At 64.4% G+C, this 25,392-nt stretch carries 22 protein-coding genes and 4 tRNA genes; 18 read left to right on the top strand and 8 right to left on the bottom strand.

The window, feature by feature from the left end; translation table 11 throughout:
• Positions 1-163: 163 nt before the first annotated feature.
• The 4 genes from csrA to G4G71_RS21530 all read left to right on the top strand — a co-directional run bounded on the left by csrA (position 164) and on the right by G4G71_RS21530 (position 861).
• Positions 164-349, top strand: coding sequence for a carbon storage regulator CsrA (gene csrA, locus G4G71_RS21545; RefSeq protein WP_003085981.1), 186 nt, complete (start codon positions 164-166; stop codon positions 347-349).
• A 60-nt stretch (positions 350-409) separates the two neighbouring features.
• Positions 410-500 (top strand) — tRNA-Ser (locus G4G71_RS21540).
• A gap of 109 nt (positions 501-609) precedes the next feature.
• Positions 610-686, top strand: a tRNA-Arg gene (locus G4G71_RS21535).
• A 98-nt stretch (positions 687-784) separates the two neighbouring features.
• A tRNA-Arg gene (locus G4G71_RS21530) sits at positions 785-861 on the top strand.
• 66 nt (positions 862-927) lie between these two features.
• Here the strand turns inward: G4G71_RS21530 and bamE are convergent.
• Entirely contained in the window at positions 928-1,452 is a 525-nt protein-coding gene (bamE, locus tag G4G71_RS21525) for an outer membrane protein assembly factor BamE domain-containing protein (RefSeq protein ID WP_169940001.1), read from the bottom strand.
• A 322-nt stretch (positions 1,453-1,774) separates the two neighbouring features.
• Between bamE and mgtE the strand changes: the two genes are divergently transcribed.
• A complete protein-coding gene (gene mgtE / locus G4G71_RS21520) occupies positions 1,775-3,217 on the top strand; it encodes a magnesium transporter (RefSeq protein WP_054907250.1) in 1,443 nt (480 codons plus the stop codon).
• Positions 3,218-3,345: 128 nt separating this feature from the next.
• Here the strand turns inward: mgtE and amrZ are convergent, their stop codons facing one another.
• Positions 3,346-3,678 (bottom strand): transcriptional regulator AmrZ, encoded by a 333-nt coding sequence (amrZ, locus tag G4G71_RS21515; RefSeq protein ID WP_024764908.1) that lies wholly within the window; start codon positions 3,676-3,678, stop codon positions 3,346-3,348.
• Positions 3,679-4,165: 487 nt separating this feature from the next.
• Between amrZ and phnN the strand changes: the two genes are divergently transcribed.
• On the top strand, positions 4,166-4,729 hold the full coding sequence (phnN, locus tag G4G71_RS21510) for a phosphonate metabolism protein/1,5-bisphosphokinase (PRPP-forming) PhnN (protein ID WP_169939999.1): 564 nt from the start codon (positions 4,166-4,168) through the stop codon (positions 4,727-4,729).
• Positions 4,730-4,731: 2 nt separating this feature from the next.
• Here phnN and G4G71_RS21505 read toward each other — a convergent pair whose 3' ends face one another.
• The gene (locus G4G71_RS21505) at positions 4,732-5,208 is read right to left on the bottom strand and encodes a GNAT family N-acetyltransferase (protein ID WP_169939997.1); all 477 of its coding nucleotides are present in this window, start codon (positions 5,206-5,208) and stop codon (positions 4,732-4,734) included.
• Positions 5,209-5,300: 92 nt separating this feature from the next.
• Here G4G71_RS21505 and G4G71_RS21500 point away from each other — a divergent pair.
• A tRNA-Arg gene (locus tag G4G71_RS21500) sits at positions 5,301-5,377 on the top strand.
• A gap of 40 nt (positions 5,378-5,417) precedes the next feature.
• Here G4G71_RS21500 and G4G71_RS21495 read toward each other — a convergent pair.
• From G4G71_RS21495 to wecB, 5 genes are all read right to left on the bottom strand, one after another.
• Positions 5,418-6,485, bottom strand: coding sequence for a GGDEF domain-containing protein (locus tag G4G71_RS21495; protein ID WP_169939995.1), 1,068 nt, complete (start codon positions 6,483-6,485; stop codon positions 5,418-5,420).
• A gap of 96 nt (positions 6,486-6,581) precedes the next feature.
• A complete protein-coding gene (locus tag G4G71_RS21490) occupies positions 6,582-7,457 on the bottom strand; it encodes a DUF4434 family protein (protein ID WP_169939993.1) in 876 nt (291 codons plus the stop codon).
• On the bottom strand, positions 7,457-10,639 hold the full coding sequence (locus G4G71_RS21485; protein WP_169939991.1) for an NfrA family protein: 3,183 nt from the start codon (positions 10,637-10,639) through the stop codon (positions 7,457-7,459). Before G4G71_RS21485 ends, G4G71_RS21490 begins: the two co-directional genes overlap by 1 nt.
• Complete coding sequence (nfrB, locus tag G4G71_RS21480) at positions 10,636-12,810, bottom strand: cyclic di-3',5'-guanylate-activated glycosyltransferase NfrB (protein ID WP_169939989.1); 2,175 nt, start codon at positions 12,808-12,810, stop codon at positions 10,636-10,638. Before nfrB ends, G4G71_RS21485 begins: the two co-directional genes overlap by 4 nt.
• Positions 12,807-13,961 carry a non-hydrolyzing UDP-N-acetylglucosamine 2-epimerase gene (gene wecB, locus G4G71_RS21475; RefSeq protein WP_169939987.1) on the bottom strand — a complete coding sequence of 385 codons (1,155 nt, stop codon included), beginning with the start codon at positions 13,959-13,961 and terminating at the stop codon, positions 12,807-12,809. Before wecB ends, nfrB begins: the two co-directional genes overlap by 4 nt.
• A gap of 254 nt (positions 13,962-14,215) precedes the next feature.
• Here wecB and G4G71_RS21470 point away from each other — a divergent pair, with 254 nt between their 5' ends.
• The 11 genes from G4G71_RS21470 (at position 14,216) to flgK (ending at position 25,391) form a co-directional block, all read left to right on the top strand.
• A complete protein-coding gene (locus G4G71_RS21470) occupies positions 14,216-15,067 on the top strand; it encodes a LysR family transcriptional regulator (protein WP_054907260.1) in 852 nt (283 codons plus the stop codon).
• Positions 15,068-15,287: 220 nt separating this feature from the next.
• The gene (gene flgB / locus G4G71_RS21465) at positions 15,288-15,695 is read left to right on the top strand and encodes a flagellar basal body rod protein FlgB (RefSeq protein ID WP_024764913.1); all 408 of its coding nucleotides are present in this window, start codon (positions 15,288-15,290) and stop codon (positions 15,693-15,695) included.
• Between the two features lie 2 nt (positions 15,696-15,697).
• Complete coding sequence (gene flgC / locus G4G71_RS21460; RefSeq protein WP_024764914.1) at positions 15,698-16,144, top strand: flagellar basal body rod protein FlgC; 447 nt, start codon at positions 15,698-15,700, stop codon at positions 16,142-16,144.
• A 16-nt stretch (positions 16,145-16,160) separates the two neighbouring features.
• Positions 16,161-16,859 carry a flagellar hook assembly protein FlgD gene (gene flgD / locus G4G71_RS21455; protein ID WP_169939985.1) on the top strand — a complete coding sequence of 233 codons (699 nt, stop codon included), beginning with the start codon at positions 16,161-16,163 and terminating at the stop codon, positions 16,857-16,859.
• A gap of 27 nt (positions 16,860-16,886) precedes the next feature.
• Positions 16,887-18,194: a flagellar hook protein FlgE gene (gene flgE / locus G4G71_RS21450; RefSeq protein ID WP_169939983.1), complete on the top strand. Its 1,308-nt coding sequence runs from the start codon at positions 16,887-16,889 to the stop codon at positions 18,192-18,194.
• A gap of 221 nt (positions 18,195-18,415) precedes the next feature.
• On the top strand, positions 18,416-19,159 hold the full coding sequence (gene flgF, locus G4G71_RS21445) for a flagellar basal-body rod protein FlgF (RefSeq protein WP_169939981.1): 744 nt from the start codon (positions 18,416-18,418) through the stop codon (positions 19,157-19,159).
• A gap of 56 nt (positions 19,160-19,215) precedes the next feature.
• Positions 19,216-20,001, top strand: a complete 786-nt coding sequence (flgG, locus tag G4G71_RS21440; RefSeq protein ID WP_024764918.1) for a flagellar basal-body rod protein FlgG — start codon at positions 19,216-19,218, stop codon at positions 19,999-20,001.
• 250 nt (positions 20,002-20,251) lie between these two features.
• A complete protein-coding gene (gene flgH / locus G4G71_RS21435; RefSeq protein ID WP_169939979.1) occupies positions 20,252-20,944 on the top strand; it encodes a flagellar basal body L-ring protein FlgH in 693 nt (230 codons plus the stop codon).
• Positions 20,945-21,012: 68 nt separating this feature from the next.
• Positions 21,013-22,101: a flagellar basal body P-ring protein FlgI gene (locus G4G71_RS21430; protein WP_401033756.1), complete on the top strand. Its 1,089-nt coding sequence runs from the start codon at positions 21,013-21,015 to the stop codon at positions 22,099-22,101.
• A gap of 10 nt (positions 22,102-22,111) precedes the next feature.
• Positions 22,112-23,359 carry a flagellar assembly peptidoglycan hydrolase FlgJ gene (gene flgJ / locus G4G71_RS21425; protein ID WP_169939975.1) on the top strand — a complete coding sequence of 416 codons (1,248 nt, stop codon included), beginning with the start codon at positions 22,112-22,114 and terminating at the stop codon, positions 23,357-23,359.
• A 34-nt stretch (positions 23,360-23,393) separates the two neighbouring features.
• Positions 23,394-25,391 (top strand): flagellar hook-associated protein FlgK, encoded by a 1,998-nt coding sequence (gene flgK, locus G4G71_RS21420; RefSeq protein ID WP_169939973.1) that lies wholly within the window; start codon positions 23,394-23,396, stop codon positions 25,389-25,391.
• The last annotated feature ends 1 nt before the right edge of the window (position 25,392 follow it).

Genomic DNA, 25,392 nt, shown 5'->3' with positions numbered 1-25,392 from the left:
GCTACCCCGCGCCTTTTGTCGTTTTTGACTGTCTGACAGGAACTTTCTTTCCGGCAGGACTGGTCAATACTTGGGTGAAGGATTCGTGCACTTGATCTATGCGAATCTGCCACCATTTCTTTTTTTGCAGACTGCTTATCCCGTAACACGTAAGGAGAAAGGAATGCTGATTCTGACTCGCCGGGTCGGAGAGACCCTGATGGTCGGTGACGATGTCACCGTGACTGTGTTGGGCGTTAAAGGAAATCAGGTGCGTATCGGTGTGAATGCGCCGAAGGAAGTTGCTGTGCACCGTGAGGAAATCTACCAGCGCATCCAGAAAGAGAAAGACCAAGAACCAAACCATTAATTTTTCTAAAATTTTTCTTTGCAAACGGGGAAAACATGGATATCATGCGCCCCGTGTTGCGGAGAGGTGGCCGAGTGGCCGAAGGCGCTCCCCTGCTAAGGGAGTACACCTCAAAAGGGTGTCGGGGGTTCGAATCCCCCCCTCTCCGCCATTGCATCCTCTGGTGCGATGATTTGTCCGGTAGCGTAAGTTACTGAAAAGATTGAAAAATCCTGTTGACGAATCAGAAAAATCGCTCTAGAATTTGCGCCCTCATCAGCGCACTCATAGCTCAGCTGGATAGAGTACTCGGCTACGAACCGAGCGGTCGGAGGTTCGAATCCTCCTGAGTGCGCCATATACGAGGCAACGCGAAAGCGGGGCTTCAGTGGCGAAAGGGCTGAAAAGCCGTTAGCTACAACCAGTTGGTGAATCTGGTTAAACTTTACCGACGACGCACTCATAGCTCAGCTGGATAGAGTACTCGGCTACGAACCGAGCGGTCGGAGGTTCGAATCCTCCTGAGTGCGCCATATACGAAAGGGCCTGCAGAAATGCAGGCCCTTTTTCTTTGCCCTCGAAAAATAGCGGCAGTGCTTTCAGCGCTTCGCCTTGCCCATTACGCAGCCGTCCTCGTCGAAGGTCACGGTTCGCGCACCGTGCTTCTTGTCCGCCTCGTAGTGATAGCGCAGCGTCTCGTTGTGCTGGCTGGTCCTGTCTGGCCTCCCCAGGGCGCTCTCCACGTCGCTGCGCGTCATTCCCGTCCTTACACGCCCCTCGATGATCGCCTTGCGCCGCGCGCTGCCCGTGACGCGGTTGCCGCAGCCGTTCTGCTGTTCGCCAACGACCATGACGGACTCTCGCTCGGCTTCCTTGCCCTGGCCCCTGCTTCGCGCCGCAGGCTTCTGCACGACGGTTTCCTGCGGTATGGCCATTGGCACTGGCTCGCCGCTGCCGGGCGTTGGGTTACTCGCTTCCTGGATTTCCTGCTGTCGTTCCACGGGGCAGCCATACTGACTGAACAGCACGCTGCCGTCGGCCGCGGTGCAGCGGAACACCGAGGCCGCCTCGCAGGTCGGTACTAGTGGAATCAGGAGTGAACAGAGCAGGGCGGGCAGGCGCATGGATTTCTCCGTGATGGCGGGCCTGCCTGCAGCCTAGGAGTGGAAATTGTCAGTCGGAGCCGGGTGTCCTGTGGGAGCTTTCGGGCGTCGAACCGGGCAGTGATTCGCCAGTGAACTTTCGCCCGCAAGCGATTGTTCTGGCCGCCATTTTGTAACGCCTAATGCACCTTGGAGTGTTATCATTTCCCGCATCTGCCCTCGATGGGCGCATGGGACACCACCATGGACTTACCCAGTAGTTACTCAGAACCCCGATTGCGTACACACGACCTGATGTATTGATCCCCTCTGGCCCGTTCTGCCACTGGGGGTGGAGCGTGCTATGACCGAAGTAGAAGCCAAAAAGCCGCAGGAAAGCCTGCAGGACCGCCTCAACCAGGTGGTCGACCTGCTGCACAAGCACAAGCTGGTGGAAGACCTGACGCACCGTCAGGAAGGCCAGCATCAAGACCTCGTCGAAAACCTCGTGCACCGCCAGAACCTTGCCGAATTGCAGCGCAAGATGGACGAGTTGCACCCGGCCGACATCGCCCACATCCTCGAATCGCTGCCGTTGGACGACCGCCTGACGGTCTGGCAACTGGTCAAGGCCGAGCGCGACGGCGACATCCTCCTCGAAGTTTCCGACTCGGTGCGGGAAACCCTGATCGCCGACATGGACGATCACGAGATTCTCGCCGCCGCCCGCGACATGGACGCGGACGAACTCGCGGACCTGGCGCCGGAACTGCCGCGCGATGTCGTCCATGAGCTGATGGAAACCCTCGACCAGCAGCAGCGCGAGCGTGTGCGCTCGGCGCTGTCCTACGAGGAAGACCAGGTCGGCGCGCTGATGGACTTCGAGATGGTCACCATCCGCGACGATGTCAGCCTGGAAGTGGTATTGCGCTACCTGCGCCGCCTGAAGGAGCTGCCGGGCCATACCGACAAGCTCTTCGTCGTCGACTATGACGGCGTGCTCAAGGGCGTGCTGCCGATCAAGCGCCTGCTGGTGAACGATCCGGACAAGGACGTGGCGGAAGTCATGGCCACCGATCCTGTGACTTTCAGCCCTGACGAGGACGGTTACGACGCCGCCCAGGCGTTCGAGCGTTACGACCTGATTTCCGCCCCCGTGGTGGACAAGAACGGCAAGCTCATCGGCCGTCTGACTATCGACGAGATGGTCGACCTGATCCGTGAGGAAAGCGAAAGCGAAGTCCTGAACATGGCCGGTCTGCGTGAAGAGGAAGACATCTTCGCCTCGGTCTGGAAGTCGGTCGGCAACCGCTGGGCCTGGCTGGCTACCAACCTGGTCACCGCCTTCATCGCCTCGCGGGTGATCGGCCTGTTCGAAGGCTCCATCGAGAAGCTGGTGGCACTGGCGGCGCTGATGCCCATCGTGGCCGGTATCGGTGGCAACTCCGGTAACCAGACCATCACCATGATCGTCCGCGCCATGGCCCTGGATCAGATCCAGACCAGCAGCGCCAACCGCCTGCTGCGCAAGGAGCTGGGCGTGGCTCTGGTGAACGGCCTGGTGTGGGGCGGAGTGATCGGCCTGGTCGCCTTCTACCTGTACGGCAACTGGGAGCTGGGCGCGGTGATGACCGGTGCCATGACGCTGAACCTGCTGCTTGCCGCGCTGATGGGCGTATTGATCCCGATGACCTTGCTGCGCCTGGGCCGCGACCCGGCCATGGGCTCCAGCGTGATGATCACCGCCATGACCGACAGTGGCGGCTTCTTCATCTTCCTCGGGCTGGCCACGCTGTTCCTGATGTAGCGCCCGACCCGCCGAAAAGGCCGCCCGCGAGGCGGCTTTTTTGTGCCCGTCATGCGGGTAGGGTCGGCATGAAAACGGGGCATGAAAAAGCCGGCTCAAGGCCGGCTGTTTCGGGTGTCGCGAGCGAATCAGGCTTCGTTCTGTGCCATCTCGGCATCGTGCGCGATGAGGGCAATCAGAGCGTTCTGCTGACGATGGGTCAGCTGGCGGAAACGCTGAAGCAGTTCGCGTTCGTGCAGGCTGAGTTCCGGGCTGTCCAGGCGGATGCCCAGGTTGTCCTGCAGGGCACCTTCCTGCAGCAGGCTCTGTTCGAGACGCGCGATGATCTCGGAGTTCATGCTGCGGTGGTGGCTGCGGGCGACGTCGGCGATACGCTCACGCATGCCTTCGGGCAGACGTACGACGAATTTGTCAGCAGTACGGCTGGAGTAGGTGGGGGTTGCCTGTTTCAATGGGCGCATACTTTAAACCTGTAAGTCAGGGAGGCCGATGCCATGGGTCAGCGTTCGTTCAGGCCCTTTGACAGCGATTTCCAATGGCCGTTCAGCGCGTCGTCAAAGCTTTTGTGAAAATATCCAATAACTTGACGTCAAACCTTCGGCATATTGTGTCTTGGGTGAAGGCTAAATGCCAGCACCAATCGTCCGAAATGAGACCGCCTAGGCAGACCTTTCTTTAGATGGGAGTTAAGGGGAAAGCTGGCGATGTGCCCATAGCTGTCAGCGTAGTTGATATGTCGTCCGTGGCTGCCTGCCGTTGGGCGGCCCGATGCGGTCGCTTCGACGTTGGCTTTCATGATGGCACAGCGCCCGGCGGCGAGTCAGTGGATGCCCGCTTCAGCGGTCTTTCGTTATGAGTTTTCACTGATATCGCACAAGGCTCGGCGTATTATCCGGCCCGCGGATCAGAATTGAAGTAGCGCCGAGCCGCCGGTGCACCGAGAGTCTTATGACCCCAGGCAGACTGATTTTCCTGATGGGCCCTTCGGGATCCGGCAAGGACAGCGTATTGCAGGCAGCCAGCGCTCCCCTGGCCGCGATGGATTGCCGGATCGTCCGGCGCGTCATCACGCGTTCCGCCGAGGCGCGTGGAGAGGAGGCGCTGTCGGTGAGCGTCGAGGAGTTCACCCGCCTGGAGCGTTCCGGTGCTTTCGCCATGAGCTGGCGTGCCAATGGCCTGCACTACGGAATCCCCCGCGAGATCGATGACTGGCTCGCCGCCGGTCACGACGTGCTGGTCAATGGTTCGCGCAAATACCTGCCCGAAGCCCGCCGTCGCTATCCGCAGTTGATCGCGGTGCTGCTGAAGGTCGAGGCTGATGTGCTGCGCCAGCGCCTGCTCAAGCGTGGGCGGGAGACGCCGATGGAAATCGAGGAGCGTCTGGCGCGCAATGCGCACTTCGCCGATGGCCTGCCGGGCCCGCTGGTGGAGTTGGACAACTCGGTGTCCCTGGAGGTGACGGTCGGCCATCTGCTGGACCTGCTTGCCCCTTCGGACGCACAGGCCAGCTGAGGTCAGTCCAGACTCAGCGACAGGCTGACGCCGTGGGGCGCGAAGCCCATCGCGGCGTAGAAGCGGTGCGCCATTTCCCGGTCCTGGTGGCTGGAGAGCGCCAGCTTGTAGCACTTCCAGTCCCGTGCCCATTCCACGGCGCGGCCGATCAGCGCCTGGCCGATGCCCTGGCCGCGCGCACGGCTGTCCACCACCATGTCTTCGAGGATCGCCGAGCGGGCGAAGCCGTGGGCGATGTGCTCGATCAGGTGCAGGGTGCAGGTGCCCAGCAAGGTTCCATCGCGCTCGGCGATGAGCGTCACTCGTGATGGCAACTGGTTGCCCAGGGCCAGCGCGAGCAGCGCTGTGTCGGGCAGCGGGTCGCGGGTTCCCAGTTGCTGCAGTAGCGGCGCGAGGGCTGCGGCGTCCTCGACCGTGGCGACGCGTACATCGAAGGTGGCGAAGGGGGAGTCGGGCAGGGCGCCGTCTTCTGAGGTCATGGTGATTCTCCGGCTGACGGCAAAATTATGGACCGGGCCGGTGGCGGTGGCATGACAAATCGCTTGTCGCTGGTTAACATGCCGACCCGATTGTCCCGGTAGCTCAATTGGATAGAGCGTCCCCCTCCTAAGGGGAAGGTTGGAGGTTCGACCCCTCTCCGGGACACCAGTATGAAAAGGCCCGCTTGCGCGGGCCTTTTTCGTTTCACTCAGGGCGAATAGGTCGTTCGATTGCGGCCATTGTGCTTGGAGCTGTAGAGCGCCTTGTCCGCCTTGATCAGTGCTTCGCTGAGGTTTCCCTCCAGGCTCAGGTGCGCGAGGCCGAGGCTAATGGTGACGCTGGGATGGCCGGGAAGGTCGGCGGTGGCCTCGCGCAGTTGCTCGAGCCGTGCCTGCGCCTGGTCGGCATCAAGGCCCCAGAGGTAGAGGCCGAACTCCTCACCGCCCAGCCGGGCGAATTCGAAGTCGCCCATCTGTTGCTTGATCGCCAGTGCGACGCGGGTCAGCACTTCGTCGCCGATGTCGTGCCCGTAGGTGTCGTTGACCCGTTTGAAATGGTCGATATCGATCATCGCCAGGTAGCGTTGCTCGCCGTCTTCTTCCAGGCGCTTGCCCACCCGCGCCATGAAGGAGCGGCGATTGGGAATGCCGGTCAGGGTGTCGATGTAGGCCTGATCCAGCAGCAGGCGGGCCATGGCGTAGTTGTGCAGCTTGGCCTGGCTGAGGTGGTGGAAGATGTACACCGTGAGGGCGCTGATGAAGACCGGATAGCAGATCAGCATGCTGTGTCGCACGTTGAACTCGGGCACGTTGCCCAGGAACGGGTTGAGCAGCAACCAGGTGATGGCCAGTACCGCGAAGAAGGCCGGGCGGTTCAGCGGCAGCACCGTCGCGCTGTAGAGCACGGTGGAGGCGCAGATCACCAGCCAGGCCTGGCGCACGTCACTGGGAATGCCTTCGATCAGCAGGCGCGCGCCCCAGGCGAAGGTCACGACGAAGGCGAAGTTGATCAGGTAGAAATGCACTGCGCGGCGGGCCACTGCGGTCAGGGCAAAAAGGATGACGAAGGCTGCGAGGAACAGCAGTGAGATGTAGCTGAAGCCCTGGCCGGTCTGGAAGCTGACGATCAGGTCGAAGAGAAGCCAGATGCCGATGCTGACGCCGAATACCAGCAGGCTGAAGCCTTTGAGCCGCTCGAAGTCATGCTGGAGAAACTCGGCGCGCAGTTCAGGTGAAACGTGTTGCTTCACGACTTCCGATTCGATGGTCTTGAACATGAACGGTCCTGTACGGGGGCGGGATCGCTCGCGCGAGAATAGACGAACTCGGTGGCCTCCGCGCGGTGTCCGGCAGGTCGCGCGCGGGGGTTGGTCTCAAGGGTGCAGGGCGGTGCCGGCTTGCGCCCGCTGGTTGTCCAGCAGGAGTTTGCCCCAGGGCCGATAACGCACTTCGAAGACGGCACTGGCGTGACAGCCCGTGGAGACGCTGGACGGTGCGGCAGGCTCGGCGCGGAAGGTCTGGCCGGCGGCACTGGTCTGGCGGAAGGCTTCGCGGACGATGCCAACCGAGCAGGGGAGAGCGGCAGCGTAAGCCTGGCGTACCCGCTCGGGCAGCGCGCCGGTGCCGGCGCCGTCCTGCCACCAGACCTGTACACCGAGACCGGCGATCTCGCCCAGCCAGTTGCCGTATACCTGCGGCGCGAGCTTGCCGCCGGAGAATGCGCTCAATTGCAGCGGCGCCTTCATCTGGCCGGCGAAGTCCTTGAGCTGGCGTTGCAGGGCTTGTCGGCGTTCGGCGGCCTGGAAGTGCCAGTCATCCAGCTCCATCGGCAGGTACCAGGCGGCGACAGGGAGTTTCCATTGCTCGCTCACTTGCCGTTGCTGCGCCAGGGAACGGCCGAGCTGGTGCTGCCAGTAGGCCTCCAGGCCGGGTGTGTCCAGTTCGCTCTGGCGCTGGTAGTAGGCCGGGTCTATGTACAGGCCGAGTACCAGTTGCAGGCCGTTGTCGTGGGCGCTTTTCAGGGCATGTGCGAGCCAGCCGCCGGCGCCGCCAAAGTCGGAGTCGCCATAGGCGGTCCATTGCACGATCAGCGTCTTCGCACCCTGGGCCGCGCTGGCGCGCCAGATCTGTTGCCACTGCGCCTCGCTGAGTGACGCATCGACGTTCAGCGGCTGATAGAACAGGCGATCGTCGGCCTGGGCAGCGAAGGCGGAGAGGAGCAGGGCGAGGGAGAGAATCAGGCGGCGCATCAGAAATTCACCTCGAGTCCCACCAGCCAACCGTTGGCCTTTTCGTAGAGATTGCCGGCCATGCCCAACTGGTATTCGGTGCGCACGGTGACGTGGGCGCGGTAGGCGTTGTAGCGATCCTCGCCGTACCAGTATTGCCAGCGCAGGCCGACACCGCTGCGCAGGTCCTGGCGCCAGTCGTTGCTCGGGTCCTGCGTGGAGAACTCGGCAAAGCCGTAGGGCATGATCGTTTGCGGCGAATCCACCGGCAGTTTCCAGGTGTGGCCCTGCTGGTAGCGCGAGACCCACTGGTGGTCGCCGGCGTGGGTCCACCAGGCGAAGTCGGTGTAGAGGAAGCGTTCGTCCCAGTCGCTCTCGTCCACGCGCCAGTCGTCGCGGTACTCGCCCTGGTCGAGGAAGGAGGCCGTGGCGCGCAACAGGAAGTCGGTGCTGGTCTGGCCGTACTTGTCGCGCTGGCGGATGTAGCGCTCGAATTTCTCCGGCGTACCGATCTCGTGCCAGCGCAGCCCCTCGAAGGCGTCTTCAGGATCGACGTCGCCGTTCACCGTGTTCTGCTTGTACAGCTCGCTGTAGAGGTTGAGGTTGTAGTCGCCGAAGGGCTTGTAGCGCAGGCCGAAACCGGCGGCGAGGGTCTGGGTGTATTCCTTGCGCCCTTCGTTGCCGGCGATCGCCCGGCCATACACCGAGAGGGTGCTGCCGTTGCGGGTCGGTTCATCGCCCAGTGCGTGGTCCCAGATGAAGGTCTGCAGGTTCTGCGATTGGGCGCGGCGCTTGTTGCCGACCTTGTTTTCACCGATGGGGACGGCCACGGTGGTGATGCCTGCCGGCGACCAGGTACTGGCGATGGTCAGGTTGTCGCGCTGGGACAACGTCTGATGCGCACGGCGCTGACGGAAGCGACGAGCTTCGAGGCTGCCGTATTCGTCGTCGGCGGCCACCGGGTCCTGCTCCAGGTCGATGACCCGGCGCAACTCGCGGCGGGCGGCGAAGCTGTCTTCGGCCTCGTCGTAGCGCCAGGCCAGGGTTTCGCCCAGGCGGAAGTCTTCCGGGTAGTCGCGGGTGGCGCGTTCCAGGTAGGGAATCGCAGTACGCCGCTCTTGCGGCGTATCGGTGCCGGCCAGGCGCATGCCGTAGTCGGCGCGGAAGCGCGGGTTGTTCGGCTCGCGGCGTACCGCCTCGGCCAGCCAGAGTTTGCTCTGCTGCTTGTCGCCGGCCTTCTGGGCGCTGCCGGCGGCATTGTAGTAGTGCTGGCCGTTGGGCTCGTGTTGCAGGGCCTCGCGGTGCCGGGTAAGGGCCAGGGGATAGTCGCCACGGGCATCGGCGATGTTGGCGCCCAGTGCCCAATCGTCCGCGCTGCTTTTCCTCGCCTGCTGCCAGTAGCGCTCGGCGCCGGCATTGTCGTTGGTGAGCAGCGCGGCGCGGCTGGCGGTGAGGCGGGCGTTGTCGTTGAGTTCGCTGGCGGGCAGGGCATTGAAGATGCGCAGGGCGCCGGCCGGGTCGCCGGCGGCTTCCAGCGCATAGGCCAGCGGCAGCTGGCTGTCCTTGTCGCCGTGGGCGATGGCGGCCTGGTAGTAGACCACCGCTTCGCCGGGGCGCGCGGGCATGGCGCAGCGGCCCAGGGCGCGCAGTTCGCCGGGGGTGTTGGAATCCGGGCTCAGGTAGCGCTGCAGGGCATCACAGCGCCCGGCTTCGGCCAGGCGACCGAGCAGGTAGCCGCGCGAGACCGGGTCGGCCTTGGGCAGCAGGGCTTCGATGCGGGCGACGTCCAGCGGCGTGTCATTGCGTGCATGGATGCCGGCCAGGCGCTGCAGCAGCGTGGGCGGCAAGTTGCCGCCGCGTCGGTCGTAGGCGCTTTCCAGCAGTTGCTTGGCGCGCTCGGTGCGCCCGGCGTTGAGCGCAAGATAGCTCGCTTGGTCGAGCGCCTTGAGGTCGCCGGTCTGGCGATAGCGCTGCTCCCACAGCGCGGCCGCTTCGCCGGTGCGGCCACGGGCCTGCAGCAGCTCGGCGCGCTGGCGCACGGTATCGGGTGTCTGCGGCTGGCGGGATAGCCAGGCCAGGGCCAGGTCGGTGCGGCCCTGGCGTCGCCAGGAGTCCACCAGCTGGTCGCGGCGGGCGGTGTCCCAGGGTTCGGGCAGCCGGGTGTTTTCCAGCAGGTCGGTGGCCTCCAGGTGTTGGGCCAGGACCAGCCAGGTCTTCGGATCGTCAGTGGGCTTGCACTGCTGCAGCTTCGCCAGTGCCGCTGCCTGGTCGTGGCGTGACAACCATTCGGTGGTTTCCAGGCACGGGCGGTTCTGCGCGTCGCTGAGCTGCGTAACCAGCGCTGCGTCGCTGCTGTCGCGCGCGACTTCCAGCAACTGTGCCTGGCGCGTCGGGTCGCGGCGGTCCTGCTCGGGCAGGGTAAGCAGCCAGCGCTTGGCCACTTCGGTCTGCTTGACGGCGATGGCGCGGTCGATGATCGCCAGCCGGGCCTTGCGTGCCGACTCCGCATCCGGGGCCTGCTGGATCAGTTGCTCCAGCGGCTTTTCGTCCAGGCGCTGGGCATAGGCGTTGGCCAGCCGGTTCCAGTCCACGGCGGAGAGCTGGTGGGCGGCGGCCAGCGGCGCCAGCTGGGCGATGGTGGTATCCCAGTCACGCAGCTGTTCGGCCCAGTTCGCCCGCGCTTCGCGCAGTACACGGCCGTCACTGCCCGGCGGCAAGGTGCCGAGCCATTCCAGCGCCTTGGCCGCGCCCTGGGTCTGGCCGAGCTTGAGGCTGTAGGCCTGCCACAGGCGCACACGCTCGTTGGCATCGGCATGGGCCAGCCACTGATTGACCTGCACTTCGGGCGGCGGGCCGTTCTCGATCAGGTCCAGGCGCAGGTTGGTCAGTGCCTCGGCGCCGGCATCGGTGCCGGCCAGGGCCTGGGCTTCCTTTTCCGCATCGGCATAGCGCTGCTGCTTGGCCAGGGACTGGATCAGCAGGGAACGCGCTTCGGTGTTGTTGGGTACGCGGTCGAGCAGGTGGCGCATCAGGCGTTCGACTTCCGCCCAGTTGTTCTTCTTCGCTTCCTTGTAGCCCTTGTCCAGGTAGGGGAAGCTGCGGAAGCGCTGGAATTCGCTGAGCTGGTCGTCGGCGGCCTGCGCCAGCGGAGCGGCGATGCTCGCCAGGATCAGGCCGTAAAGCAGGGTTTGTTGCGGTTTCACACGGCCTCCCGGGCAATGCGATAGGCCTCGTGATGTTCGCTGGCCTGTTCCTCGAGTGCTTCTTCGAGCACCTGCTGGGTGATGATGCCGCGCTTGATCAGATGTTCGCCGAGGGAGTCCTGCTCGGGGTCGAAATCGATCAGGGCCTGGTTGAACAGGCTCGGCGGGACCATCCCGCGGACCTGCAGCAGGGTGCCGAACATCACCACATGTCCACAGAGGCGCTCCATCAGGGTTTCATCGCCGTTGCGCTGACGGAGCGCGTCGACGATGGCGCGGGTTTCGTCGCTCTGGTGGCGCCCGCCATACCAGTGGCGCAGGCCGAGAGTGACGCGCCCCTGGGGAGCCAGACGCCCGCGCACCGGACGTTTGAGCTGGCGGCTGATGGCGCCGAGGGATACCTGGCTGATCTGCTGTTCGCTGGCCAGCACCAGAGTGTCGCCCTCCAGGGCTACCGGCAGCACGGCATAGCGCAGCGCCAGCTTGCGCGGCAATGCTTCGATCAACTTCGCATCGAGGGCGAAGGGGTTGAGCGGTGCCCATTCCTCGCCCAGTTCCTCGGCCAGGGTTTCCACCAGTTGCGTGCTGGTGATCAGCTCGCGCAGCAGCAGCTCGCGGCCCAGGCGCCGGCGCACCGGGCTGGTGAGCGCCGATTGCAGCTGCTCCTCGGTGATCAGGCCCTTTTCCTTCAGGCGCTGGCCCAGCGGTGTGCGCTGCGGGCCGGCGAGGGCGGGGAACTCGTGGGTGGTCTTGTCCCACGCCACGCGGCGCGAGTCGCCCATTTCCATCACCTGCTTGAGTGCGCGCAGGTTGGCGAAGAAGTTGACGAAGTTGCTCCACATCATCCGCGGCGCTGACAGCAGGCCTTCGAAGATGCCGTAGAAACGGGTGACGAACCAGAAGCGCTGGAACAGCCGGTTGAGCAGCATCAGGCCGTTGAGGAACAGCAGCACCACCAGCAACTGGCTGCCTTCGAGGATCGAGGGGAAGCGCCAGGCGTTGGGCGACAGGGTGGTGATCAGCCACATGGTGATCAGCACCAGGAACAGCAGGTTGACCAGGAAGCTCAGCAGGTAGGCGATCAGCCCCCGGCGGTCGCGCCAGAGGAAGTAGTTGAGCATGCCCTTGCTGCTCCAGCCCAGGTTGCGCGTGCCCTGGAAGACGATCCCGGTGATCCACCGGGACTTCTGGCGGATGGCGTGCTGCCAGGTGCGCGGGAAGTGCTCGCGCACGCAGATGACCTGGGAGAAGCGCCGGTCCATGCCTGGCACCCAGGTGCTTTTCAGCGCCAGCTGCGGGTCGGTGATGGAGTAGCGGGCGAAGATGCACTTCATGCCCTTCTGCTTGAGGCGGAAGCCGATGTCGTAGTCCTCGGTGAGACTCTGCACATCGAAGGCAATGCCATCGCCGTCTTCCAGCAGTGCGGCAATGGCGCGGCGGCTGAAGCAGGTACCGACGCCGGCGCTGGGCACCTGGCCGGTCAGCGCCTCGCGCACCGGCACATCCTTGCCGTGGTTCTCGGCGAACTCGTCGACATAGTGGCCGGCGGTGAAGCCGGTCCATTCCGGGGCGTAGGGGTAGACCGGGATCTGGATCAGGTCCTTGGCCGGCAGCAGGTAGTTGAACAGGCGCAGTTCCAGCGGCGAGATCACGTCTTCGGCGTCGTGCAGGATGAAGCCGGCGAACTCGATCTTCGCATCGGCCTCGAAGCGCAGGATGGCGTCGATGATGTTGTTCAGGCAGTCGGCCTTGCTGGTGGGGCCGGGGCGCGCGCAGACCACCTTGTGCACGTTGGGGTAGTGCAGGCAGACGGCATCCACGTCTGCCTGGGTCTGCGGATCGTTGGGGTAGGTGCCGACGAAGATCTGGTAGTTCTCGTAGTCCAGCGTCGAGGCCGCCAGGCGCGCCATTTCGCCGACCACGCCGACCTCGTTCCAGGCGGGCACCATGATCGCCAGGGGTTTCTCCGCGGCGGCGAAGAGGCGTTCCTCGTCGGCCCGGTCGAAGCGGTTGTAGATGCGGAAGCGCCGCACCAGCACACGGCCCCAGTACACCAGGTCGATGAACAGGTCATCCAGGCCGAGCAGGAACATCAGCGCGGCCAGGATGATCGCCAGGTACTTCAGGGCATACAGAACGTAGGTGAGGATATCGACCAGTTCGAGGCTCATTCGAACTCGCTTGGCGTGCGTGATTCACCGAACCAGGACAGCAGCCGGGCGACGATCTTCTCGCTGGCGTGGCCATCCCCATAGGGGCTGAAGACCCGGCTCATCTGTTCGTAGACTTCCTCGTCGCGCAGCAGGTGGCTGGCTTCGCTGACGATGCGGCCGGTGTTGGTACCCACCAGCACTACGGTGCCGCCTTCGAGTACGGCGGGGCGCTCGGTGACGCGGCGCAGCACCAGCAGCGGTTTGCCCAGCGCCGGGGCTTCTTCCTGGATGCCGCCCGAGTCGGTGAGGATGATGTAGGCGCGGTCCATCAGCCAGACGAAGTTCTGGTAGTCCTGCGGGGCGATCAGGTGGATGTTCGGCTTGTCCGAGAGCAGGCCGTAGACGGCGTTCTGCACCTGCGGGTTGAGGTGTACCGGGTAGACGAAGTCGACGTCGGGGAAGCGCTGGGCCAGCTCCGCCAGGGCCTGGCAGATGCGCTCGAAACCCTTGCCGAAGTTCTCCCGGCGGTGGCCGGTGATCAGCACCACGCGGCGGTCGCCGGTGAACCTGGCCAGCGGCGAGTCGGCGGCGGGTTTCCAGTCGGTCTCGTGCAGGTGTTCACGCATCCACAGCAGGGCGTCGATCACGGTGTTGCCGGTGACCTCGATCTGGTCGATGTTCACCCCTTCGCGCAGGAGGTTGTCGCGCGAGGCCTTGGTCGGCGGGAAGTGCAGGTCGGCGATCACCGCGGTGAGGCGGCGGTTGGCCTCTTCCGGCCACGGCTGGTGGATGTTGCCGGTGCGCAGGCCGGCCTCGACGTGGCCTACCGGAATCTGCCGGTTGAAGGCGGTGAGGGCGGCGATGAAGCTGGTGGTGGTATCGCCGTGCACCAGCACGATGTCCGGGCGGTGGCGGTCGTAGCTGTCATCCAGCTTGCCCATCATCTGCAGGGACAGGCTGTTCAGGGTCTGGCCCTGGGTCATGACGTCGAGGTCTTCGTCGACCTCCAGTTCGAAGGAGTTCAGCACTTGCTGTAGCATCTCGCGATGCTGGCCGGTGGAGCAGATGCGCAGTTCGATTTCCGGGGTACGGCGAAGGACGCGGGCGAGGGGGGCCATCTTGATGGCTTCCGGACGGGTGCCGAAAACCATGGTGACTTTGTACTTCATCAATTGCTCCTTGGGCGCACCCTTGTGAGGCCGCCTTCGGTTTCCAGGTGGGATTTTTCCAAGGGCAATGAAAGTCGCTCAACTCCGGGCTGTCCAGCGCCAACAGGTGTTGCCAGTGATACAGGTCAGGTACATTGACCTTTTTGGTTGTTTTGTCGCCTGGCTGCAGGCCGCGTCGTCACTGGGCTGGCGCCTATTTTCTGACAGCGTGCAGGAAAATTATTGGCAGATTTTTCGAGGAGCGGGTCACACCCATGCTCAGTGCAGAGCTAAAAGCGTTCTACCGGGTTGCCAGGCTGGGCAGCATCACCCAGGCGGCGAAGAAGCTCGGCCTCAGCCAGCCGACCGTGACCACCCAGATCCGCAACCTGGAAAGCCAGTACGCGGTGGAGCTGTTCTATCGCGGCGGCCGGCGCCTGACCCTGAGCGACGAGGGCGCGCGCCTGTTGCCGATGGTCGAGGCGCTGCTGCAGCAGGAAGCCGACATCGAGTTCTATCTGCGCAACTGCGGGCAGATGCAGGGCGCCCTGCGGATCGGCGCCACCTCTCCTTATTATGTGCTCGGGCTGATCAAGGACTTCCGCGAGCGCTTCCCGCAGATCGAGGTGTCGGTGGAGATCGGCAATTCCCAGCAGGTGCTCGAATCGCTCATCGAATGCCGGGTCGACCTGGCCGCCTCTTCGCAACAGGTGGATGACGCGCGCCTGACCCGCGTGGTGCTGGGCAGCGATCCGCTGGTGCTGGCAGTGCACCGCAGCCATCCGCTGGCGGCGATGCAGTCGGTGAACCTGGGGGACCTGCGCCAGCACTGCCTGCTGATGCGCGAGGCGGGTTCGACCACCCGCCAACTGACCGAGGCGATGTTGCAGCAGGCCGGAGTGGTACCCGCCTCGGTGCTGGAAATTGGCAGCCGTGAATCGATTCGCGAGGCGGTGATCCGCAACCTGGGCGTGAGCATCATCGCCCGCCAGGAAGTGCCGGATAACCCCCAGTTGTGCGTACTGGAGATCAAGGGCGCGAGCCTGATCGACGAGTACCTGTATTGCCTGAAGGATCGGCGGCAGGCGCGGTTGCCGAGTGCGTTCCTGGCGTTGGCGCAAGCGTAGGAACCTTTCGCTGGAGTGAGCCGGCTTGTTGCCGCGTGATGCGTCGAGCGGCAACGGCGGGAGGCGGGCGGCAAGGAAATCGGTTGCCGCTTTGCCGCCTTTTGCCGCTCCTTGCCGCCCTTGATGGCTGCTCAAGCCATTGAATATCAAGGAAATAGATGTTTGGCACGCACCTTGCTTAAGTGTTGGCAAGCCCACACCGGCAAACAGGTTCGCGACCATGAGCATCAGCTTCGACAAAGCCCTCGGCATCCACCAGCAAGCACTGAGCTTCCGCTCCCAGCGCGCTGAAGTGCTGGCCAACAACCTGGCTAACGCCGACACGCCCAACTACAAGGCGCGTGACCTGGACTTCGCCTCGGTGCTCGCGGCGCAGTCCGACAAGCTGAAGAACGGCACCTTCAGCACCGCCCTGACCAACGCTCGCCACATCGAGGCGGATGGCCTGGCCATGGGTGACGAATCGTTGAAGTACCGCATTCCGAACCAGCCCTCGATCGACCAGAACACCGTGGATGCGCAGATCGAGCAGGCCAACTATGCGGAGAACTCCGTGCAGTTCCAGGCCTCCTTCACCTTCCTCAACAGCAAGTTCAAAGGGCTGATGAACGCCCTGCGCGGAGAGTAATCATGTCCCTCGCCAGTGTCTTCAACATCGCCGGTACCGGCATGAGTGCCCAGACCACCCGCCTGAACACCACCGCTTCGAACCTTGCCAACGCCGAGAGCGTGTCCTCGAGCATCGACCAGACCTACCGTGCCCGCCATCCGGTGTTCTCGGCGATGCTCAACCAGGCGCAGGGCGGCAGCGACCAGGGTTCGCTGTTCGGCGAGACCGACCAGGCGGGCTCCGGCGTGCAGGTGCTGGGCGTAGTCGAGGACCAGAGCCCGCTGGTGCCGCGCTACGAGCCGAACCACCCGGCTGCCGACAAGGACGGCTACGTCTACTACCCGAACGTGAACGTGGTGCAGGAGATGGCCGACATGATCTCCGCCAGCCGTTCCTTCCAGAGCAACGCGGAAATGATGAACACCGCCAAGCAGATGATGCAGAAGGTCCTGACCCTGGGTCAGTAAGCGCAGAGGACGCCCCATGAGCATCAATACCGACAACAGCACGAGCTCGATCCTGTCTTCGCTGAACGCAGGGTCCAAGAACTCGTCGTCCACCACCGAGACCGGCACCAGTGCGCTGGGCAAGGATTCGTTCCTGCAACTGCTGGTCACCCAGCTGAACAACCAGAACCCGCTGGACCCGCAGGACAACACCGAGTTCGTCTCCCAGCTGGCGCAGTTCAGCAGCCTGGAGAGCATGCAGAACCTCGACACTACCCTGGGCACCTTCTACTCCTCGTTCCAGTCCTCGCAGGCCCTGCAGGCCTCGTCGCTGGTCGGCCGCTCGGTGATCGTCAACTCCAGCAAGGTGCAGGTCGACGACCCGTCCGCTGGCGTCAAGGGTTCGCTGGTGATGCCGTCCAAAGGCGATGGCGTGACGCTGAAGATCTACGACGACTCCGGCGACCTGGTGCGTACCGTCGACATGGGCAGCCAGAAGGCCGGCAACATCGACTTCACCTGGGATGGCAAGGACGACAGCGGCGAGCTGGTGGATGCCGGTTCCTACACCGTCAAGGCCACCGCGACCCTGGACGGCACCAGCACCGCCCTGACCACTTACCTGCCGGCCACGGTCAACAGCGTCACGCTGGGCCAGAACGGCGGGGAAATGACCCTGAACCTGGCGGGCATCGGCGCCGTTTCCGCCTCCAGCATTCAGACCATCGGAAAATAACGCCGCGTTTCGGCACAGGAGCAACACATGTCTTTCAACACCGCCCTGAGTGGACTCAACGCCGCGTCGATGGACCTGAACGTCACCGGCAACAACATCGCCAACGTCGGCACCACCGGCTTCAAGTCGTCGCGCACCGAGTTCGCCGACCTCTATGCCTCCTCGATGCTCGGCACCGGCCGCATCGCCGTGGGTAACGGCGTGGTCACCCAGTCCGTCTCGCAGCAGTTCACCCAGGGCAACCTGAGCACTACCGGGCGCAGCCTGGACCTGGCGGTGAGCGGCAACGGCTTCTTCATGACCAGCGACAACGGCAGCCGCGTCTATACCCGCAACGGCACCTTCAATACCGACGCCAGCGGTTACATCGTCGATGGCTCGGGCAACCGCCTGCAGGGTTATGGCGTCAACGGCAACGGCAGTATCGTCAATGGCGTGATCACCGACCTGAAGGTCGACACCGCCAACCAGCCGCCGAGCCCGACTTCGTCGATCACCTCGACCCTGAGCCTGAACTCCAACGCCACCACGCCCAAGACCACGCCGTTCGATGCCACCGACTCGGACAGCTACAACTGGTCGACCTCCGTGGACATCTACGACTCCCAGGGCAACTCGCACACCATGACGAACTACTTCGTCAAGGACGCCAGCAACAACTGGAGCATGTACACCCTGGTCGACGGCCGTAACCCGCAGACTCCGACCAGCACCACGCCGCTGAGCAGCGACCTGACCTTCAACAGTGCTGGTCAACTGACGGGCATCGCCTCCACCGGCATGACCGTCAACGCCGACAAGACCATGACCCTGACGGGCTGGAAGCCGGCGGCCATCACCGACTCCACCACTACCCCGGTGACCTGGGGAGACAACGGTGCGGCGGGTGCTACCGGCGGCATCAGTATCGACCTGACCAAGACCACCCAGACCAACGGCGCCTTCGCCGTGACCGCGGTGACCCAGGACGGCTACGCCACCGGGCAGATGTCCGGCCTGTCTTTCGCCCAGGACGGCCAGATGTACGCCACCTACACCAACGGCCAGTCCAAGGTGATCGGCCAGGTGGTCCTGGCCAACTTCGCCAACACCCAGGGCCTGACCCCGGTAGGCAACACCGGCTGGAAGCAGTCGCTGGCCTCGGGCGAGGCGGTGATCGGCACGCCGACCTCCGGCACCCTCGGCGCGGTGGGCTCGGGCACGCTGGAGGAATCCAACGTCGACCTCACGGCGCAGCTGGTGAACCTGATCGTCGCGCAGCGCAACTACCAGGCCAACGCCAAGACCGTACAGACCGAGAGCACCATCTCCGACACCATCATCAACCTGCGTTGATGAGGTCTGCCGGCAACGGTGCTCTCCGTCGGCAAATCGTCCTTTGCCGCAGGCGGCAGTCCTTCGCCGCCTGACGGCCATCGAGGCTCCTTCGGGAGCCTTTGTTTTTTGATAAGTCCTTCCCTATCAGCGTCTTGCGCTTATTTTCAGCGTTCTGGCACAACCCTTGCTGAAGTCCCTCCAGCACCGCCGGGAATCCGACCCGGCACTGGAGGAATGCCTTGGACAGAATGCTGTATGTCGCCATGAGCGGAGCGAGCCAGAACACCCTGGCCATGCAGGCTCACGCCAACAACCTGGCGAACATTTCCACGAGCGGTTTTCGTCGCGACTTCGAACAGGCGCGCGCGATGCCGGTCTTCGGTGACAGCTTTCCGGCGCGCGTCTACGCCATGAGCGAGCGCCCGGCCACCGACTTCACCGCCGGCGCCCTGCAGGAAACCGGCCGTGACCTCGATGTCGCCGCCAAGGGCGATGCCTGGATCGCCGTGCAGGCGCCCGACGGCGGCGAAGCCTACGTGCGCACCGGCAGCCTGGAAATCGACGCCCTCGGCCAGCTGCGCACCGGCAACGGCATGCCGGTGATCGGCAATGGCGGGCCGATTGCCGTGCCGCCGGAAGAGAAGATCGAGATCGGCGACGACGGCACCATCACCGTCCGGGGCCTGGGCAACCAGCCCAATGCGCTGGCCACCGTCGACCGTATCAAGCTGGTCACTCCCGATCCCAAGCAACTGGAGAAGGGCGCCGATGGCCTGATCCGCCTGAAGGCCGGGCAGCCCGCGCCGCAGGCCGATGCCAACGCCAGCCTGCAGTCCGGCGTGCTGGAAGCCAGCAACGTCAACGCCGTCGAAGAGATGACCTCGATCCTGGCGCTGTCCCGCCAGTTCGAACTGCACGTAAAGATGATGCGCACCGCCGAGGATAACTCCCAGGCCATGGCGCGTGTTTTGCAATTCAGCTGATAACACCTGATTACCCGTTCGAGGCGCCATGAATCCGGCGCCCGAGGAGAGAAAACATGCTTCCGGCACTTTGGGTCAGCAAGACCGGTCTGTCCGCCCAGGACATGAACCTGACGACCATCTCGAACAACCTGGCGAACGTGTCCACCACGGGCTTCAAGCGTGACCGCGCGGAGTTCCAGGACCTGCTCTACCAGATCAAGCGGCAGCCCGGCGCCAACACTACCCAGGACAACCAGCTGCCCTCGGGCCTGCAGCTGGGTACCGGTGTGCGCATCGTCGGCACCCAGAAGAACTTCACCGCCGGCAGCCTGCAGACCACCGACAACCCGCTGGACATGGCCATCAACGGCCGTGGCTTCCTGCAGGTGCTGACCCCGGACGGCACCGTCGCCTACACCCGTGACGGCAGCTTCCACCTGAACTCCGACGGCCAGATCGTCACCTCCAACGGCAACGCCCTGGAGCCGGCCATCGTCGTCCCGGCGGAAACCCAGACCTTCACCGTCGGCAACGACGGCACCGTCTCGGTCACTGTCGCCGGCAACGCCACGCCGCAGATCATCGGCAACATCCAGACCGCCGACTTCATCAACCCGGCGGGCCTGCAGGCCACCGGCAACAACCTGTTCCTGGAGACCGCCGCCAGCGGCGCGCCGCAGGTTGGCACCCCCGGCCTGAACGGCCTGGGCACCGTGCTGCAGAACACCCTGGAGAACTCCAACGTCAGCGTGGTGGAGGAGATGGTGAACATGATCACCACCCAGCGCGCCTACGAGATGAACTCCAAGGTGATCTCCACCGCCGACCAGATGCTGTCGTTTGTGACGCAGAACCTTTAAGCGTCTGTTTGAGGATGGGTAGTCGGATGGCTCTGAAGATTCCCTCTCCCTAACCCTCTCCCTGAAGGGAGAGGGGACCGTTCGGTGCAGGAGGATGCCTCTGTGTCAGCCGGCACGGACAGCTCCCTCTCCCTTCAGGGAGAGGGCAGGGGAGAGGGAAGTGCCCGAGCACCGAAGTTTCCAAAGCAGTAACAGAACTTACGCAAGTCATTCGAAACCCGTAGTCGCTCTCCCCGAGAGGTAGCTGTAGATGAACCGTTCCCACCTCCTTCCGCTGCTGGCCATCGCCGCGTTGGCAGGGTGCGTGAGCCCGCCGCCCAAGCCGGACGACCCCTATTACGCGCCGGTGCTGCCGCGCACGCCCTCGCCGGCTGCGCAGAACAACGGGTCGATCTACCAGGCCGGGTTCGAGAACAACCTCTACGGCGACCGCAAGGCCTTCCGCGTGGGTGACATCATCACCATCACCCTCAACGAGAAGACCCAGGCGAGCAAGAAGGCCAGTTCGGACATCTCCAAGGACAGCAAGAACAAGCTCGGCCTGACCTCGATGTTCGGCAGCAGCCTGACCACCAACAACCCGGTGGGCAGCGGTGACCTGAGCCTCTCCGCCGAGTATTCGGGCAACCGCGAGAGCAAGGGCGACAGCCAGGCCGGGCAGAGCAACAGCCTGACCGGTTCGATCACCGTCACCGTCGCCGACGTCATGCCCAACGGCATCATCGCCGTGCGCGGTGAAAAGTGGATGACCCTGAACACCGGCAACGAACTGGTGCGCATCGCCGGCCTGGTCCGCGCCGACGACATCGCCACCGACAACACCGTGCCGTCCACCCGCGTGGCCGACGCGCGCATCACCTACTCGGGCACCGGTGCGTTCGCCGATGCGAGCCAGCCGGGCTGGTTCGATCGCTTCTTCCTCAGCCCGCTGTTCCCGTTCTGAGGGTGATGACGATGATGGCCTCTGGAAAAACGTTGGTAGCGATCGCGGACAAAGTCCGCTCCTACGTCATGGTGGTGTTCTGTGTAGTGGTCATGGTGCCGGTTGCTCACGCCGAGCGGCTGAAAGACATCGCCAGTATCCAGGGCGTGCGCAACAACCAGTTGATCGGCTACGGCCTGGTCGTCGGCCTCAATGGCTCGGGCGACCAGACCACCCAGACGCCCTTCACCCTGCAGACCTTCAACAACATGCTGGCGCAGTTCGGCATCAAGGTCCCGGCCGGTTCGGGCAACGTGCAACTGAAGAACGTCGCGGCGGTTTCCATCCATGCCGACCTGCCGCCGTTCGCCAAGCCGGGCCAGGCCATCGACGTCACCGTCTCCTCCATCGGCAACGCCAAGAGCCTGCGCGGCGGCAGCCTGCTGATGACCCAGCTCAAGGGTATCGACGGCCAGACCTACGCCATCGCCCAGGGCAACCTCGTGGTCGGCGGCTTCGATGCCGAAGGCCGCGACGGCTCCAAGATCACCGTCAACGTTCCGTCGGCCGGCCGCATCCCGGCGGGCGCCACCGTTGAACGTGCCGTGCCGAGCGGCTTCGACCAGGGCAACAGCCTGACCCTGAACCTCAACCGCCCGGACTTCACCACCGCCAAGCACATCGTCGACCGCATCAACGAACTGCTCGGCCCGGGCGTCGCCCAGGCGGTGGACGGCGGCTCGGTGCGCGTGAGTGCGCCGCTGGATCCGAACCAGCGCGTGGACTACATGTCGGTGCTGGAGAATCTCGACGTGCAGGCCGGCGAAGCCGTAGCGAAGGTCATCATCAACTCGCGTACCGGCACCATCGTGATCGGCCAGAACGTGCGTGTGTCGCCGGCCGCCGTGACCCACGGCAGCCTGACCGTGACCATCACCGAAGACCCCATCGTCAGCCAGCCCGGCCCGTTCTCCAACGGCCAGACCGCCGTGGTCCCGCGTTCGCGGGTGAACGCCGACCAGGAAGCCAAGCCGATGTTCAAGTTCGGCCCGGGCACCACGCTGGATGAAATCGTCCGCGCCGTTAACCAGGTGGGCGCCGCGCCCAGCGACCTGATGGCGATCCTCGAAGCCCTGAAACAGGCCGGCGCACTGCAAGCCGACCTGATCGTGATCTGAGGACGCCGACGTGGACGCCAGACTGCTTTCCTCCAGCACTTCCAGCACCGACAACGGGTCCTACACCGACCTCAATCGCCTGTCGGCGATGAAGACCGGTTCGGCCCGCGACAGCGCCGGCAACATCCGCAAGGTCGCCCAGGAATTCGAATCGCTGTTCATGAACGAGATGCTCAAGTCCATGCGCTCGGCCAACGAGGTGTTCGCCAAGGACAACCCGATGAACAGCGAGGCCTCCAAGCAGTACCAGGACATGTACGACCACCAGCTGTCGGTGTCGCTGGCCACCCAGGGCCATGGCATCGGCCTGGCCGACGTGCTGGTCAAGCAGATGGAAAAGATGCAGGGCGTGCGCCACACCGGCAACAACCCGTTCGCCCAGACAGGCGTCCAGGCCACTGCCGACACAACGCCGAGCGCGACTGCCACCGCAGCCGCCTCCGACCGCCAGAGAGCCCGCAGCCTGTGGTCGTCCAACGGCAAGGACCTGCCCCAGCCCGAAGCCGGCCGCGATGATCGCCAGGCCCTGAACTCGCGTCGCCTGGCACTGCCGGGCAAGCTCGCCCAGCGCATCGCCGCCGGTATCGTGCCGGGCGCCGACAGCGGCAACGCCGTGGCTTCCAGCGCCGGCCAGCCGGCGCAGCTGGCCAGCAACGACTGGCGTAGCAACCGCGCCTACACGCAGCAGATCGACACCCGCGTGCCGGTCGCAGACGTCGACACCTCGGCCATCTCCACCAAGCCGGGCAAGTCGATGTTCGCCTCCGCCGACGACTTCATCAGCACCATGCTGCCCATGGCCGAGCGCGCCGCCAAGCGCATCGGCGTCGACCCTCGCTACCTGGTGGCCCAGGCCGCGCTGGAAACCGGCTGGGGCAAGAAGATGATCGCCCAGCGCGACGGCAGCAGCAGCCACAACCTGTTCGGCATCAAGAGCGGCTCCAGCTGGAAGGGCGATTCCGCCCGCGCCACCACGACCGAATTCGAGAACGGCAAGCAGGTCCGGGAGGTGGCGTCGTTCCGCGCCTACAACTCCTTCGAGCAGAGCTTCCAGGATTACGTGAGCTTCCTGCAGAACAACGACCGCTACCAGGGCGCGCTGGATTCCGCCGCGCGCCCGGACCAATTCATGAAGGAGTTGCAACGCGCCGGCTACGCCACCGACCCGCAGTACGCACGGAAGGTGAACCAGATCGCCAAGCAGATGCAGGTCTACCAGACCGTGGCGATGGCCGACGCCCCGACCCGCGCCCTTTGATGCCCACCTCAAGGGAACGCTCTAAGGAAAGCCCATGAGCCTACTATCCATCGGACTGTCCGGACTCAATGCCTCGCAAGCGGCACTGAGCACCACCGGCAACAACATCACCAACGTCAACACGGCCGGCTACACCCGCCAGTCGACGTCGCAGGTGACCTCTGCCGAGCAGTTCGCCGGGCAGTACTACGTCGGCACCGGCACCACGGTGCAGGACGTGCGCCGGATGTACAGCGAGTTCCTGGCCAACCAGTTGCGCGGCGCGACCTCGGTGGACAGCGATGCGCAGACCTACCTGTCCCAGGTCAACCAGATCGACTCGCTGCTGTCGGACAGCACCACCGGCCTGTCCAAGGTCATGCAGAATTTCTTCGCCTCGCTGCAGACCGCCTCGGCCACGCCGACCGACGCCGCGTCGCGCCAGCTGGTGCTGACCCAGGCCAGTAACCTGGCGCAGCGTTTCAACTCGATCTCCACCCAGCTGGGCACCCAGAACAGCTACGTCAACACGCAGATGGACAGCCTGGCCGGGCAGGTCAGCGACCTGGCCAAGACCATCGCCCAGTACAACCAGGCGATCATCGCGGCCGAGGCCGGCGGCGCCAGCGCCAACGACCTGCAGGACAAGCGCGACCAGGCGGTGCTGCAGCTCTCGGGCATGATCGGCGTCAGCGTGGTCAAGCAGGGCAGCAGCCTCAACCTCTACCTGGGTTCCGGCCAGCCGCTGGTGGTGGGCGCCAACGCCTCCACCCTGACTGCCGGCCCGAGCGCCAACAACCCGTCGCAGTTCAGCCTGAGCCTGAGCTCCGGCAGCTCGACCATGGACGTCACCTCGGTGGTTACCGGCGGCCAGATGGGCGGCCTGCTGCGCTACCGCAGCGATGTGCTGGACAGCACCCAGAACGAACTGGGGCGCATGGCGATCGTTCTCGCCGATACCTTCAACAGCCAACTGGCCCAGGGCCTGGACCTCAATGGCAACTTCGGCGCGCAGCTGTTCAAGGACATCAACGACGCCAGCGTGATCGGCAACCGCAGCCTGGCCAACACCCACAACACCGGCACCGGCAACCTCAACGTCAACATCACCGACAGCGGCGCGCTGACCACCAGTGACTACGAGGTGACCTTCACTTCCGCCACCGGCTATACCATCAAGCGCTCCTCCGATGGCACGGTACTGGGCAGCGGTGACCTGACCGACAACCCGCCGAAGGAGTTCGACGGCTTCAGCATCAGCCAGCAGAGCGTCGGCACGGTGCAGGCTGGCGACCGCTTCACCGTGATCCCGACCCGCACCGCCGCGGCGGACATCTCGGTCACCATGACCGACTCCAACCGCCTGGCCTTCGCCTCGGCGGTGACCGCCAGCACCACCACCGGCAACAAAGGCAGCGGCACCATCAGCGGCACCAGCCTGACCTCGCAGCTGGACGCGACCAACAGCGCGGCCATGTCGGCGGCAATCAAGGCTGGCCTGCCGGTCAAGCTGGTGTTCGATGCCGCCAGTGGCGGCACCCAGGGCTATACCATCTACGACTCGGCCGGCAATCCGCTGGGCACCGGCAACATCGTGCCGGGGCAGAGCAACGACCTCAGCATCACCGTGCCGGGCACGCCCTCGTTCACCTTCGAGACCACCATCGCCGGCTATCCGGGGCAGGGCGACAGCTTCTCCGTGGCCTTCAACAGCGACGGCGACGCCGACAACACCAACGCGCAGAAGCTGATCGACCTGCAGAGTGCCAAGACCGTTGGCAGCGGCACTGGCAGTGGTAGCGGCATGAGCCTGACCGGCGCATACAGCAGCCTGACGGAGACCGTCGGCGCCACAGCCAACCAGGCCAAGCTCGACGCCACCGCTACCGAGGCGGTGCTGACCCAGGCGCAGGGCACGCGCGATTCGCTGTCGGCGGTGAACCTCGATGAGGAAGCGGCCAACCTGGTGAAGTTCCAGCAGTACTACACGGCCTCCGCGCAGGTCATCAAGACCGCGCAGACGCTCTTCGACACTTTGATCAACAACATCTGAG

The organism is Pseudomonas multiresinivorans, from assembly GCF_012971725.1.
Lineage (GTDB): Bacteria > Pseudomonadota > Gammaproteobacteria > Pseudomonadales > Pseudomonadaceae > Pseudomonas > Pseudomonas multiresinivorans.
The sequence above is the reverse complement of the archived record's forward strand: the minus strand, read 5'-3'. Positions and strand labels throughout refer to the sequence as shown.